The sequence below is a fragment of the Wenzhouxiangella limi genome (genome assembly GCF_010499265.1).
Classification (GTDB): Bacteria; Pseudomonadota; Gammaproteobacteria; order Xanthomonadales; family Wenzhouxiangellaceae; genus Wenzhouxiangella; species Wenzhouxiangella limi.
Map to the genome: position 1 here is coordinate 1 of NZ_JAAGSC010000040.1, position 12,957 is coordinate 12,957.

Genomic DNA, 12,957 nt, shown 5'->3' on the forward strand with positions numbered 1-12,957 from the left:
ACATCTGCCGTCCTCCCGTGTCGGAAAAGCGCCTGTTCCTGACCGAACGCGGTGAGATTGGCTACACACTGAAAACCCCGTACCGCGACGGGACGCGCTGATCGTCTCCCTCAGGGCGCTTCTTGCGCTTCGCGCAAGCCGCACCCATCGTCCGACGGCGCTACGCATGTGATCTTCGAGCCACTGGATTTCATCGCTCGGCTGGCGGCGCTCGTCCCGCCGCCGCGCCTGAATCCCGGATCAAGTCCGGGACAAGTTCTGACTCGCTTCCACGGGGTGTTTGCGCCGAATAGTCAGCGCCGGTTTGAGTCAATGGCGATTTTCGGCGCAGCCGAAAGAAGCCATTGAACGAAAACCGATCAGCGCGTACCGGGCCCGGATCACGCCGGCCCGGCGGGGCCGAGGTGCCAGGCCGGTTAAGCTGGCGCGAGCAGAGGAGCGTACGCCGGCAGAGCAACGGGCGGCGATGCGCTGGGCGAAGCGGCTCAAGCGGGTTTTTCAAATAGATGTCGAAACTTGCCCGAAGTGCGGCGGCTCGGTCAAGGTCATCGCGTGTATCGAAGACCCGCCGGTCATCGAGCAGATCCTGACTCACTTAGCCAGCAAGGATCTTCCCGGCCTGCAGGCAGAAAGCCGCGCGCCGCCGGCTCCGCGTATCGGCTTGCCTCACTGAACTGTAGAAAACCGACTTCAGATCACGCTTCGCCCGAGCGCGGTCCGGCGTCGCTCGTCCAGCTCCGGCGCCATGCCGGCCAAATCGGGATCGCTTTCCCGTCCGATTGGCTAAGACAGGGCGGAATCGGGTGAAGCCTGTCCCGGACCTGATCCGGGATCCGGCCCGCTGCGTGTTGCAATCGGTGTCAAACGTCAGGCTGGCACGGCACCGGATACCGCTGGAATGCGCGGAAAAGGGCGGTTATAGAATCTATGCTCAGCAGCCTTTATATAAGCATCAAAGCATCAAGCGTCCTGCTGTTCGACTTTGAGGCGTAGGTGTCGTAACACCTGCAGCCCTTTCACATGCAGCCCAATCGCAGATTGACGGTAGACGTACCATTAGCTATCATTCATCGTCATCAGATAACTCGGAGGCGCTGAATGCGGACCATTATTGATCTGCCAGAATCGGACCGCGAGACCCTGGACGCGCTCAGCCAACAGCTCGGGATTTCCCGGGCCGAGGCCGTGCGGCGCGCGGTGGCGGAGTTCCTGAAATCGCACCGAAGCGCGTCCAACGAGGAGCTGTTCGGCATCTGGCGCAACCGCAACGAAGACGCACTGGACTATGAGGACCGCGTCCGTGACGAGTGGAATCGCCGGTGAACTGGCTGCTGGACAGCAATATTCTGATCGACTACCTGAACGGCATCGGCCCGGCTGCGGACGTCATCGGAAAGGCCGAAGCCACAAGCATCAGCAGGGTGACCTGGATCGAGGTGCTGGTGGGCGCTGAAAGTCCGGAACAGACCAAGTCGCTAAGCGCCTGGCTGGCGCGATTCACCATCATCGAAATCGACGCGGCCATTGCCGAGCGAGCCATCGAACTTCGCCGGTCCCGCCGCTTGCGCCTGCCCGACCTGCTGATCTGGGCTTCGGCCCAGGTCCACGGCCTGATCCTGGTCAGCCGCAACACGCGCGATTTCCCGGCCGACCAGCCGGGGATTCATGTCCCCTACCGAATCCGGCGGTCCTGACGCTGCCATTCGCGTTTATCCTCCGGCTCCCGAATCAGGACGTCGATGGGGAATACCGAACTGCCGGTGCAAGAATCCGACATTTCGGACAGGCATTCCGGTGCCCGGCAAGCGGGCACGCCCGGCGCGCGGACTTCCCCTGGCTGGCCGCATCGCTGATTCCGGCGGCCGCGGCGCTGGTACTGGTCGCGTTCATCGAGAATACCGCTTCCGGGAACCTGGAAACCATTCCGGGCGCGCCGCTTTGGACCGACTTCGGCGCCGTGGCCGATGCGCTGGCCGATTCGCTGGCGGTTGCTGCGGGACTCACCATCGCCGTGGCTGCTTTGTGCTTCAGCGAGAACTGGACGCGCGCGCTGAAAGACCTCGCCGTTCAGCTGCTGGTGTTCAAGATCCTGGTTTTCGTGATGGTGTTGCTGATTGTCGAGATCGGCATCGTCGGGCCGATACTCGCCGCGATCCTAAACATCGTGCTGGGCATCCGCGTGCCGGACTAGGTGGGCGAGTTCGCCGATCAGATCACCTATGCGGCATTGACCTCCGTCATTTATTTCGCCGTCATAGGCGCGACCTGGATGGTCTGTCGCAAGACTTTTGCCCAATTGCTCAAGACTGGCGATGCGGAGGTTCTGGATGCCATCAAGGCCATGAGCGACAGCCCGAAAAAGCGGAAAGAAGGCGAAAGCAGGCAACGCGCCAAAGCCGACACCACTGCGGTAGAAGAGTTCGCACAGCCTGATCCGACCGCGCCCGGGAAGGACGACAGTGCCTGATCGAGAATGACCGGAAAGGCCAAGCGGGGCGCGTCCAGCGTGCCGGCGCCAACGAACAATCGAGCACGCTCGCCGTTCGGCGCCTGGCCCGCAGAGCCACATGGCTGACAGGTCGGTGCCCTGACCGACCCGGCTACTCGAACGAATCGATGAACAGCTGGTCGGCGGACAGGAAGGTTCCGCGTACCACACGATCCCGATCCAGCGTGACCGTGCAGGCAGTGCCCGAGCATTCGCCGCCGAAGCCCTGGAAACTGGAATCCGGGCCGGCCGAAAAGTCAAGCGTCACGGCGGTACCGTCCGGATAGGTGGCGCTGCAGCTGCCCGGGCAGTCGATCTCGCCCGGGCCGGGGACTTCGAACACTTGCCCAACGCCCTCGCCTTCCAGCACGACCCGAAGTTCGAACCCGGCGGACTCTAAGGTCGCCGTCACCTGCCGATCTGCTCCCATAGCGACGACACAGACATCGTCACCCGAACAATCACCGCCCCATTGCACAAACGAAGCACCACCGACCGCCTGAGGCGTGAGAACCATCTGCCGTCCTCCCGTGTCGGAAAAGCGCCTGTTCCTGACGGCGCGCGGCGACATCGGCTACACGCTGAAAACCCCGTACCGCGACGGGACGCGCTGATCGTCTCCCTCAGGGCGCTTCTTGCGCTTCGCGCAAGCCGCACCAATCGTCCGACGGCGCTACGCATGTGATCTTCGAGCCACTGGATTTCATCGCCCGGCTGGCGGCGCTCGTCCCGCCGCCGCGCCTGAATCCCGGATCAAGTCCGGGACAAGTTCTGACTCGCTTCCACGGGGTGTTTGCACCCAACAGCCCCCATCGGGCCCGGATCACGCCGGCCCGCCGGGGCCGGGGTACGAAGCCCACAAAGTCAGCCCAAACCGAAGACCGCACACCGGCCGAGCAACGCTCGGCGATGCAATGGGCGAAGCGCCTCAAGCGGGTTTTCCAGATTGATGTGGAGACCTGCCCGAAGTGCGGAGGAACGGTCCAGGTCATCGCGTGTATCGAAGACCCGCCGGTGATTGAGCGGATCTTGAATCATCTGGCCAGCAAGGATCTTCCTGGCCTGTGGGCGGAAAGCCGCGCGCCGCCGGTCAGGCGAATGGGTTTGCATTCCTGAAGACAGCGAACTGGATTCACATCGCGCTTGAGCCGAGCGCGGTGCGGCGGCGCTCGTCCAGAGCCGGCCCCATGCCGGCCAAATGGGATCGCTTTCCCTTCCGATTGGCGAAGGCAGGGCGGAATCGGGCGAAGCCTGTCCCGAACCTGATGCGGGATCCGGCCCGCTGCGTGTTGCAATCGGTGTCAAACGTCAAGCTGACACGGCACCGGATACCGCTGGAATTCGCGGAAAAGGGCGGTTATAGTTCCTATACTCGTGTGGACCATGGCCCGGGACCTTGGGGTGAAGCTGGCCTGGGGCACGGATTTCCTGTTCGAGCCGGCCCTCAACCACGAACAAAATGAGTACATCCTGATGCTGCAGGAATGGTTTTCGCCGGCCGAGATTCTCAAGCTGGTCACTCAAGACAACGGCAAACTTCTGGCGCTATCGGGGTTGCGAAGCCCTTATCAAGGCACGCTGGGAGTCGTTGCCGAGGATGCTCTGGCCGATCTGTTGCTGGTGCGCGGCGATCCCATTGAGGATATCGAGCTGCTCAACGACCCGGAAAACAATTTCCTGATCATCATGAAGGATGGCCAGATCTTCAAGGACAGCACCGCACCTTGAGAATTTGATTGGCCATCAAATCGCAATTTTTTGCCATGGAGTCATTGAATATGCCTATTCCTCGAATCAAAGCCCTTGCCCTTTCTGCAGCTGTCGCATGTACAGGCTTTGCTCCAGCTGCGCTAGCCTGTACTTCTTTGTTGTATAGCGACGCCAATGGCAAGTTCTATGCTGGGCGCACCATGGAGTTGCCCATGGAGCTGCCTTACAAGGTCTCCTATTTCCCGGCAGGCACAAGTTTCGGATCCGAGGCCGACAAACACCATAAGCTGGATTTTACCGCTCGTCACGCTTTTCTGGCGGTCACGGTTCCTGACCGGGTATCGCATGACGTCAAGGTGGCTGAAGGTATAAACGACCAGGGCCTGAGTTTCAGTTTGCTCGCTTACGCCAGCACGGAAGGCCCGACCCACATGGTCGACAAAACCCATGCTATCCTGGCCGCGATTGATCTTGGCGCCTGGGTGCTATCGCAGTTCAGCACGGTGGCCAAGGTAAAGGAGGCATTGCAAGAACAGCCGGTGCTGGTGACGCCACTGCTGCCCGCCGGCTTGATGAAGACACCATTTCATTACACGCTTCACGACGCAAGCGGCAAGTCCCTGGTTATAGAGTTTTCTGGCGGCGAGCAAAACGTCATTGACAATCCCCTGGGTGTCATGACCAACGGGCCGGAATTCTCATGGCATATGACCAACATGAATAACTACACTCATCTGACCAATATCGATCAATCCAAGCTGGAGCTCGGTGGAGTTGAGCTTGCCCAGCCCGACTCTGGCATCGCAACGGCCGGGCTTCCGGCTTCGAATACATCGGTGGGCCGATTTGTCCGGGCAGTCTTCTATTCACAGTTTGCGGAAAAAGCCAAAGACCCGGCTGGCGCCATAACGACACTCTCGCGGATCATGAACAATTTCGATCGTCCACGGGGAATCACCAAAGATAACCGTTTCCGAGATGAGATCGCGAATATTATGGCGCCGGGTGTGACCCACAGTCGAGTCTACACATCGGAATATACATCCTGGACATCCTTGATGGATCTCCAGAAGAAGCATCTATATCTTAGAACTTACGACAGCGTCAATTTCATTCAAGTTGATTTGCAAGCCTTGGCGCATGTCAGCGAAGTCCGCCACGTGGAACTCAAGGACATCGCTCATAGCCCACTCGAGGCAACGTCTGCTTTCGCGCGTTGACGCTACTTAAGGCATTGCAGACAGCGCCAGGAAAGCGCCAAAGATCACTAGGTGGAGCCCACCCTGCAGGATCGTGGTTCGCCCCATGGCCAGCGAGAGCGTTGCAACAAAGAGCGATAACAGCAGCAGAACAATATGCTCCGCTTCCAGCCCCAGCGTCAGCGGTTGACCCAAGATAATCGACAGGAAGGCAACGGCTGGAATCGTCAGGCAGATGCTGGCCAAAGCCGAACCTAGCGCCAGATTGAGACTGGTCTGAATCCGGTTGGCGCGAGCGGCGCGCAGGGCGGCCATGCCTTCCGGCAGCAGGACGGTCATGGCAATCACCACCCCGACAAGGGCGGCGGGCAGCCCGGCCCGTGCCACCGCATGTTCGATAGTCGGGGCAAGAGTCTCGGCCAGCAGCACCACTGCCAGCAGCGCCATTGGCAACAGGATCAGCGCGGCACCCATTTGTCGCCGCCCCGGCTTTTGTTCCGCGAGTTCCTGCAGTCTCGGATCGCTGAAATCTCCGCGGTGACGCACCATCTGCACAAACAAAAACAGAGCGTGGAGTGCAAAAGAGACAATGGCCACGAAAAGGAGTTGCGGTGTCGCATAGACAGGACCCGGCACCGCTACCGTGTAATTCGGCAAGACCAGCGCCAGCACCGCGACCGTGGCCAGCACAGCGAGTGCGCCTGTTGCCCCTCGAGCAACGAACTCCTGTTCCCGGAAGCGAATGGCGCCAACCAGAAGACACAGCCCGATAATGCCGTTCAATACGATCATGATGGCCGCAAAAACCGTGTCGCGAGCGATTTCGCTGGTTCCTGCTGGCGCATTGAGCAACACCGAGGCAATCAGCGCGACTTCGATGATGGTAACCGCGAGGGCAAGCAGGACAGACCCGTAAGGATCACCCAGGCGATGGGCAATGGTTTCGGCATGATGCACGGCTGCCAGAACCGTAGCCAGAAGCAGCGCTGCCGCAATCGGTACAAGCAGCCCAGGTAACGGTTCTGAGAAAAAGACCATCATGGCCGTGACACCGGCCAGGGAAAAAACCGGCACGAGCGTGGGCCAGGGTGGCATGGCCCAATGCTTCGTTGCTGTGCTCACTCTGCTGAAATCTTGGTGGTCACTGCACTGGACACTCCGGCCCGATTAAATGGGCTCGGCCGATCTGGCTTTATATTAAAACCGCCAGTCCAGGCCGATCGTCGGACCGTGCATGGTGGTGTCCAGCTGCAAGCCGGAAGAATCGAAGTCGATTTCCAGGCGGCGGTAGCCGAGCTGCAGAGACGCGTGATCGGAAAAGGAGTAGCCCAGGAAAGCCATATAGTCCTGGGTCAGCACCGACTGTCCGAAATCACCACCCAGCATGGCCCAGCCACCCAGATAGAAATCGCGGGACAGTGCGTAGTGGCCTTTCAAGCCCAGGACCGGTTCCGGGCTTGAGCCACTTTCCTTGACTCGATACTGGCGCGGCAATGCCAGATCGGATGGAATTTCTACCTCGTCGGCAATGCCAAACGCGATTTCGGCACCGAGTTCCCAGTAGCGAACTCCGAACAGTACATCCAGATGAGACTGGCGACCCTCGCCGACCAGCCGGAAAGTGCCGGCAAGCATCGCACTGAACACGTCGGTATCCAGATCCGCCTCGGCAGTCCCGAACAGGAATCTCTCGCGATCGCTGAGCTCCACGTAAATGAAGTCGGACACCAGACCCCAGCGCCCCTTGCTGGCCTCGAAACGCAGCATGCCACCGATATCCAGAAAGCTCCACACATCACCGAAACTTGCATTGGGACGCAACTCAATTGGAAGCCCATCATGCGAGACCCGGCCGTCCAGGCCCGCAGCCCAGAGGTAGGGCGTTACCTGAAACTCCCAGTCTGATGCGCTGCGAGATTCGGCGATTGCAGGAATGGCTTGAACCAGCAGCACAACAGAACTGCACAAAAAAACGATACGAGATTTCATTGCAAACATCCTACACGCTCCCTGATCCGTGCCTTGATCGTAGTGCAGAGCCGTCAGCAATGCAATCGACGCTTTTGCCGATCGCTTGCACAACGACGAGCCGGCCGAAAAGTCAAGCGTCACGGCGGTACCGTCCGGATAGGTGGCGCTGCAGCTGCCCGGGCAGTCGATCTCGCCCGGGCCGGGGACTTCGAACACTTGCCCAACGCCCTCGCCTTCCAGCACGACCCGAAGTTCGAACCCGGCGGACTCTAAGGTCGCCGTCACCTGCCGATCTGCTCCCATAGCGACGACACAGACATCGTCACCCGAACAATCACCGCCCCATTGCACAAACGAAGCACCACCGACCGCCTGAGGCGTGAGAACCATCTGCCGTCCTCCCGTGTCGGAAAAACGCTTGTTCCTGACGGCACGCGGCGACATCGGCTACACGCTGAAAACCCCGTACCGCGACGGGACGACTCACGTGATCTTCGAGCCACTGGATTTCATCGCTCGGTTGCCAGCGCTCGTTCCGCCGCCGCGCCAGAATCCCGGATCGAGTCCGGGACAAGTTCTGACCCGGTTTCATGGCGTATTCGCACCGATCAGCGCGTACCGGGCCCGGATCACGCCGGCCCGCCGGGGCCGGGGTACGAAGCCCACAAAGTCAGCCCAAACCGAAGACCGCACACCGGCCGAGCAACGCTCGGCGATGCAATGGGCGAAGCGCCTCAAGCGGGTTTTTCAAATAGATGTCGAAACTTGCCCGAAGTGCGGAGGCGCGGTCAAGGTCATCGCGAGCACGCGCAACGGCTCCACTTCAGGGCTTCTCGCCCTGCGGGCAAGTCGCCCTTGCGTTCTCGCCTGCGCTGAAGACCCGCCGGTGATTGAGCGGATACTGAATCATCTGGCCAGCAAGGATCTTCCTGGCCTGTGGGCAGAAAGCCGCGCGCCGCCGGTCAGGCGAATCGGTTTGCATTCCTTAAGACAGCGAACTGCATTCAGATCGCGCTTGAGCCGAGCGCGGTGCGGCGTCGCTCGTCCAGATCCGGCCCCATGCCGGCCAAATGGGATCGCTTTCCCTTCCGATTGGCGAAGGCAGGGCGGAATCGGGTGAAGCCTGTCCCGGACCTGATCCGGGATCCGGCCCGCTGCGTGTTGCAATCGGTGTCAAACGTCAAGCTGACACGGCACCGGATACCGTTGGAATACGCGGAAAAGGGTGGTTATAGTTCCTATACTCCCGACCGCCTGGGTCATCAGCAGGGACTTGCCGTCCGGCGAGATCGAGCGCGGCCAGAAGGCGAATTCGCCCTCGTAGAGCATGCGCTGCTCGTCGCTTTCCAGGTCACGGATGTAAATGTCGAAATCCAGCCCGTTGCGCTCGGTCGAGGCGAACACGATGCGCTGGTTGTCCGGTAGCACGCCGCCAAAAGAGCGGAAGGCGCCGGCCAGGGCGGGGACGACCTCGGTCTCGCTTTGATCGTCGACGCTGATGCGGAAAGCGGCGCGCGCTGGCAACTCCCGGGGCGCGGGCATTAAAAAACCCCGGCTCCGCAAAGCGAAGCCGGGGTTGCTTTCTTTTCCGTCCTGACCGGACGGAGACGATCAGGCCTTCAGGTCAAAGCGATCGGCGTGCATCACCTTGTTCCAGGCCTTGACGAAGTCGGAGACAAACTTCTCTCCGGCATCTTCCTGGGCGTAGACCTCCGAGATCGCCCGCAGCTGCGAGTTGGAGCCAAACACCAGGTCGACCCGGGTGCCGGTCCACTTGAGTTCGCCGCTGTCGCGGTCGCGACCTTCGAACTTGTCGCCGTCCGAGCCCACCGGCTTCCACTCGATGCCCATGTCGACCAGGTTGACGAAGAAGTCGTTGGTCAGCACGCCCGGCTTGTCGGTGAACACGCCGTGCTTGCTTCCGCCGTGGTTGGCATTGAGGGCGCGCATGCCGCCGACCAGGACGGTCATTTCCGGCGCGGTCAGGCCCAGCAGCTGGGCGCGGTCGACCAGCATTTCCTCGTCGGAAACGGTGAAGGCCGTGCGCCGGTAGTTGCGGAACCCGTCGGCTTCCGGCTTCATCGGATCGAACGAATCGGCGTCGGTCTGCTCTTCGGTGGCGTCGGTGCGACCCGGGAAGAACGGAACGGTGACGTCGTGGCCGGCATCGCGGGCGGCTTTCTCGATGGCCGCATTGCCGCCGAGCACGATCAGGTCGGCCAGCGAGACCTTCTTGTTGCCGGTCTGGGCGTCGTTGAACGCCTTTTGCACCCCTTCGAGCGCGGACAGCACCTTGGCCAAGCGCTCCGGCTCATTGGCTTCCCAATCCTTCTGCGGAGCCAGGCGAATCCGGGCACCGTTGGCGCCGCCGCGGTTGTCTGATCCACGGAAGGTGGCGGCCGAAGACCAGGCGACGAAGACCAGGTCGGAGACCGACAGGCCGGTGTCGAGGATCTTGCCCTTGAGCTCGGCGATGTCGACGTCGCTGACCAGTTCATGGTCGACCGGCGGCACGGGATCCTGCCAGATCAGGTCTTCTTCCGGCACTTCAGGCCCCAGGTAACGGACCTTCGGGCCCATGTCGCGGTGGGTCAGCTTGAACCAGGCGCGGGCGTAGGCGTCGGCAAACTCTTCCGGGTTGTTCAGGAAGTGCTCGGAGATCTTGCGGTACTCGGGATCTTCGCGCATGGCCATGTCGGCGGTGGTCATCATGATGCCGACGCGTACCGACGCATCTTCGGCGTCCGGGGCGTGGTCTTCTTCGGCCAGATTCTTCGGCACCCACTGCCAGGCGCCGGCCGGGCTCTTGACCAGTTCCCAGTCGTACTTGAACAGAACCGTGAAGTAGTCCATGTTCCACTCGGTCGGGTTCGGGGTCCAGGCGCCTTCAAGGCCGCTGGTGATGGTGTCCCGGCCCTTGCCGGAACCGAAGCTGCTCTTCCAGCCCAGGCCCATTTCTTCCATCGGGGCGGCTTCGGGCTCGGGGCCCACATGGGCGGCGTCACCGGCACCGTGAACCTTGCCGAAGGTGTGGCCGCCGGCGGTCAGAGCAACGGTTTCGTAGTCGTTCATGGCCATCCGGGCGAAGGTTTCGCGGATATCCTTGGCCGAAGCCTTCGGGTCCGGGTTGCCGTCCGGGCCTTCCGGGTTGACGTAAATCAGACCCATCTGCACGGCAGCCAGCGGGTTGGCCAGCTCGCGATCACCGCTGTAGCGCTTGTTGCCCAGCCATTCGTCCTCGGCACCCCAGTAGATGTCTTCTTCCGGGGCCCAGATGTCTTCGCGGCCGCCGCCGAAGCCGAAGGTCTTGAAGCCCATGGTTTCCATGGCGACGTTGCCGGCCAGGACGAACAGGTCGGCCCACGAGATCTGGTTGCCGTACTTCTGCTTGACCGGCCACAGCAGGCGACGAGCCTTGTCGAGGTTGGCGTTGTCGGGCCAGCTGTTGATCGGGGCAAAGCGCTGGTTGCCGGTAGCGGCGCCACCGCGGCCGTCGGCCGTGCGGTAGGTGCCGGCGGCGTGCCAGGCCATGCGGACCATGAACGGGCCGTAATGGCCGTAATCGGCCGGCCACCAGTCCTTGGAGTCGGTCATGACATCACCGATGTCTTTCTTCAGGGCCTCGTAGTCGATCTTCTTGAAGGCTTCGGCGTAGTTGAAGTCGCCTCCCAGCGGGTCGGACTCCGGGGTGTGCTGGTGCAGAATCTTGAGGTTGAGCTGATTCGGCCACCAGTCGGTGGCGCCACCGCCGCCGCCGCTGAGCTTGGTGCGGCTGCCGTGCATGACGGGACATTTTGCTACCTGATCCATAAACCCTCCTAAGGCTTGTATTTGACGGAACGAGACAAGGGGCGGGTCGAAACTTGACATCCGCCCTAAATTGATGCCAGCTATTATACGACCCGCTCCTCAATAACTTAAATTGATTGTTCTCATGCATACCATAGGCTTTGTAGATAGCTGGCGGGCGCCGGGAGGCTCCCAGCCATGACCGAGCGCCTCTATACCCGTGATGCTTACAGGCGCCAGTGCCCGGCTACGGTCCAGGCCCACACCGAGCGCGGCGTGATCCTGGACGCTACTGTTTTCTATCCCGTCGGTGGCGGTCAGCCCGGTGACACTGGCCGGCTCCATTGGGATGGCGGCAGCGCCGAGGTCGTCGACACCGTGGCCGATACGGAAGGCCGCATCGTCCACGTTCTGGCCGAGGGCGCGACCGCCCCGGAACCCGGCACCGAAGTCAACGCCGAGATCGACTTCGACCGCCGCCACCGCCTCATGCGCATGCACACCTGCCTGCACCTGCTCTCGGCCGTGTTGCCCTATCCGGTCACCGGCGGCCAGGTCAGCGACGGCTCAGGCCGGCTGGACTTCGACCTGCCCGACTCGCCCGACAAGACCGAAGTCGAGGCCGAGCTCAATCGCCTGATTGGCGAAGATCACCCGGTCGGCGAGCGCTGGATTACCGACGCCGAACTCGACGCCCAGCCCGAGCTGGTCAAGACCCTGTCCGTCCAACCCCCGCGGGGCGCCGGCCGGATCCGCCTGCTCGAAATCCCCGGCGTTGATCTCCAGCCCTGCGGCGGCACCCACGTCAAGCAAACGTCCGAGATCGGCCCGGTGCGGGTGCGCAAGATCGAGAAGAAGGGGCGGATGAATCGGCGGGTGAAGCTGGAATTTGCCGACGGCTGAGGGTGGTGGCGCGCCTGATAGCCATGCTTGAGGAGACGCCTTGGAGTTCAACGGCCTGAGTCCATCGGTGATCACGGCAGCGACCAGCGTGCTCATGGTCGTGATCTGGATCGCCTATCTGCAGCTGGCGCTGATGCAGTTCCGCCGGGCGAGCCGGCCGTTTCTGATCATTCACCATGCGCATGAAAATGCCCCCAATGCGCTTTGCATGTTCGTCAACATGAGCCAGGAGCCGGTCCACCTGGAGTGCGTTTTGGCCAGGATCGTCGGCAAGGAGGGCAATGCCCGGCGCTACGTGCTGGACTATCAGCGTCTGACGCCGGACGATCGCAATGTGCAGACGCGTCTTCGCCAGGGACCGATCCAGCCCGGCGGCTACCTGATCCTGGGCACCTTTGCCGAAATCATCCTCGGGCGTCGTTCGGACGCCGACAAGGACGAACGCCAGGAGGATTTCAACAACGAACTCAAAAAAATCGACGAGCTCAGCATCTCGGTCGCCGTCACCCACGGCCCAAGCAAAACCCATATCGGCGCCAGCCGGCAGTATTTCCTCGAACACGATGGCGCCAGCACAGTCATTCGCGCGCGCAGCATCCACACCGAACAGCTAACCCGCTGGCCCAAGCGCCGCCGCGTCCGAAGCTGGATCGAAGGTCGCATCGATCCCCGCCATACCGGCACGGAAGAAACCAGCGATACCGATCAGTCCTACGGCAACGGTGAGGAGTGAGTGTCTGTGGGCTTAGGTTGCGTTCAATCTCAGCCAACTGCCTTAACGGGTCATCGGCCGCCGTTTCGGCTTCGGTAGCGGCCGTATAGACTTCGACCTGGCCGCCTTCCACGGCCCGCCGGCCGCATCCGCTTCCTCGAAATCCCCGGCGTCGACCTCCAGCC

At 61.6% G+C, this 12,957-nt stretch carries 13 protein-coding genes and 3 pseudogenes; 11 read left to right on the top strand and 5 right to left on the bottom strand.

Features of this window, described 5'->3' with window-relative positions; genetic code table 11:
• From G3I74_RS07130 to G3I74_RS07150, 5 genes and pseudogenes are all read left to right on the top strand, one after another.
• A pseudogene (locus G3I74_RS07130) lies at window positions 1-673 on the top strand (transposase); the annotation flags it as partial.
• 425 nt (window positions 674-1,098) lie between these two features.
• Complete coding sequence (locus G3I74_RS07135; RefSeq protein ID WP_164210902.1) at window positions 1,099-1,323, top strand: ribbon-helix-helix protein, CopG family; 225 nt, start codon at window positions 1,099-1,101, stop codon at window positions 1,321-1,323.
• On the top strand, window positions 1,320-1,694 hold the full coding sequence (locus tag G3I74_RS07140) for a PIN domain-containing protein (RefSeq protein ID WP_164210903.1): 375 nt from the start codon (window positions 1,320-1,322) through the stop codon (window positions 1,692-1,694). Before G3I74_RS07135 ends, G3I74_RS07140 begins: the two co-directional genes overlap by 4 nt.
• A 263-nt stretch (window positions 1,695-1,957) precedes the next feature.
• Complete coding sequence (locus G3I74_RS07145) at window positions 1,958-2,191, top strand: hypothetical protein (RefSeq protein ID WP_164210904.1); 234 nt, start codon at window positions 1,958-1,960, stop codon at window positions 2,189-2,191.
• Window positions 2,192-2,467 (top strand): hypothetical protein, encoded by a 276-nt coding sequence (locus G3I74_RS07150; RefSeq protein WP_164210905.1) that lies wholly within the window; start codon window positions 2,192-2,194, stop codon window positions 2,465-2,467. It abuts the gene before it with no gap.
• A 133-nt stretch (window positions 2,468-2,600) separates the two neighbouring features.
• On the opposite strand, the gene G3I74_RS07155 is transcribed toward G3I74_RS07150, so the two are convergent.
• Complete coding sequence (locus G3I74_RS07155) at window positions 2,601-2,900, bottom strand: hypothetical protein (RefSeq protein WP_164210906.1); 300 nt, start codon at window positions 2,898-2,900, stop codon at window positions 2,601-2,603.
• Between the two features lie 97 nt (window positions 2,901-2,997).
• On the opposite strand from G3I74_RS07155, the pseudogene G3I74_RS07160 reads away from it, so the two are divergent.
• From G3I74_RS07160 to G3I74_RS07170, 3 genes and pseudogenes are all read left to right on the top strand, one after another.
• Window positions 2,998-3,604 (top strand): annotated as a pseudogene (locus G3I74_RS07160) (transposase); the annotation flags it as partial.
• 285 nt (window positions 3,605-3,889) lie between these two features.
• Window positions 3,890-4,216 carry a hypothetical protein gene (locus G3I74_RS07165; protein ID WP_164210908.1) on the top strand — a complete coding sequence of 109 codons (327 nt, stop codon included), beginning with the start codon at window positions 3,890-3,892 and terminating at the stop codon, window positions 4,214-4,216.
• Between the two features lie 8 nt (window positions 4,217-4,224).
• Window positions 4,225-5,418 carry a linear amide C-N hydrolase gene (locus G3I74_RS07170; protein WP_203594611.1) on the top strand — a complete coding sequence of 398 codons (1,194 nt, stop codon included), beginning with the start codon at window positions 4,225-4,227 and terminating at the stop codon, window positions 5,416-5,418.
• Window positions 5,419-5,424: 6 nt separating this feature from the next.
• Here the strand turns inward: G3I74_RS07170 and G3I74_RS07175 are convergent, their stop codons facing one another.
• Both G3I74_RS07175 and G3I74_RS07180 read right to left on the bottom strand, forming a co-directional pair.
• Window positions 5,425-6,492 carry a calcium:cation antiporter gene (locus tag G3I74_RS07175; RefSeq protein ID WP_164211194.1) on the bottom strand — a complete coding sequence of 356 codons (1,068 nt, stop codon included), beginning with the start codon at window positions 6,490-6,492 and terminating at the stop codon, window positions 5,425-5,427.
• A gap of 102 nt (window positions 6,493-6,594) precedes the next feature.
• Window positions 6,595-7,653 carry a porin family protein gene (locus G3I74_RS07180; RefSeq protein ID WP_164210909.1) on the bottom strand — a complete coding sequence of 353 codons (1,059 nt, stop codon included), beginning with the start codon at window positions 7,651-7,653 and terminating at the stop codon, window positions 6,595-6,597.
• Window positions 7,654-7,750: 97 nt separating this feature from the next.
• Here G3I74_RS07180 and G3I74_RS07185 point away from each other — a divergent pair.
• Window positions 7,751-8,329 (top strand): annotated as a pseudogene (locus tag G3I74_RS07185) (transposase); the annotation flags it as partial.
• Between the two features lie 212 nt (window positions 8,330-8,541).
• Here G3I74_RS07185 and G3I74_RS07190 read toward each other — a convergent pair.
• Both G3I74_RS07190 and katG read right to left on the bottom strand, forming a co-directional pair.
• Complete coding sequence (locus G3I74_RS07190) at window positions 8,542-8,910, bottom strand: TolB family protein (protein ID WP_164210911.1); 369 nt, start codon at window positions 8,908-8,910, stop codon at window positions 8,542-8,544.
• A gap of 69 nt (window positions 8,911-8,979) precedes the next feature.
• Window positions 8,980-11,178 carry a catalase/peroxidase HPI gene (gene katG, locus G3I74_RS07195; RefSeq protein WP_164210912.1) on the bottom strand — a complete coding sequence of 733 codons (2,199 nt, stop codon included), beginning with the start codon at window positions 11,176-11,178 and terminating at the stop codon, window positions 8,980-8,982.
• 177 nt (window positions 11,179-11,355) lie between these two features.
• On the opposite strand from katG, the gene G3I74_RS07200 reads away from it, so the two are divergent.
• Both G3I74_RS07200 and G3I74_RS07205 read left to right on the top strand, forming a co-directional pair.
• The gene (locus G3I74_RS07200; protein WP_164210913.1) at window positions 11,356-12,060 is read left to right on the top strand and encodes an alanyl-tRNA editing protein; all 705 of its coding nucleotides are present in this window, start codon (window positions 11,356-11,358) and stop codon (window positions 12,058-12,060) included.
• Window positions 12,061-12,100: 40 nt separating this feature from the next.
• On the top strand, window positions 12,101-12,793 hold the full coding sequence (locus tag G3I74_RS07205) for a hypothetical protein (RefSeq protein WP_164210914.1): 693 nt from the start codon (window positions 12,101-12,103) through the stop codon (window positions 12,791-12,793).
• Window positions 12,794-12,957: the final 164 nt, after the last annotated feature.

Excerpts from the sequence above, each read along its gene's own strand:
- G3I74_RS07135 (WP_164210902.1), top strand. The coding sequence starts at position 1,099 with ATGCGGACCATTATTGATCTGCCAGAATCGGACCGCGAGACCCTGGAC.
- G3I74_RS07190 (WP_164210911.1), bottom strand. The coding sequence starts at position 8,910 with ATGCCCGCGCCCCGGGAGTTGCCAGCGCGCGCCGCTTTCCGCATCAGC.
- G3I74_RS07175 (WP_164211194.1), bottom strand. The coding sequence starts at position 6,492 with ATGCCACCCTGGCCCACGCTCGTGCCGGTTTTTTCCCTGGCCGGTGTC.
- G3I74_RS07200 (WP_164210913.1), top strand. The coding sequence starts at position 11,356 with ATGACCGAGCGCCTCTATACCCGTGATGCTTACAGGCGCCAGTGCCCG.
- katG (WP_164210912.1), bottom strand. The coding sequence starts at position 11,178 with ATGGATCAGGTAGCAAAATGTCCCGTCATGCACGGCAGCCGCACCAAG.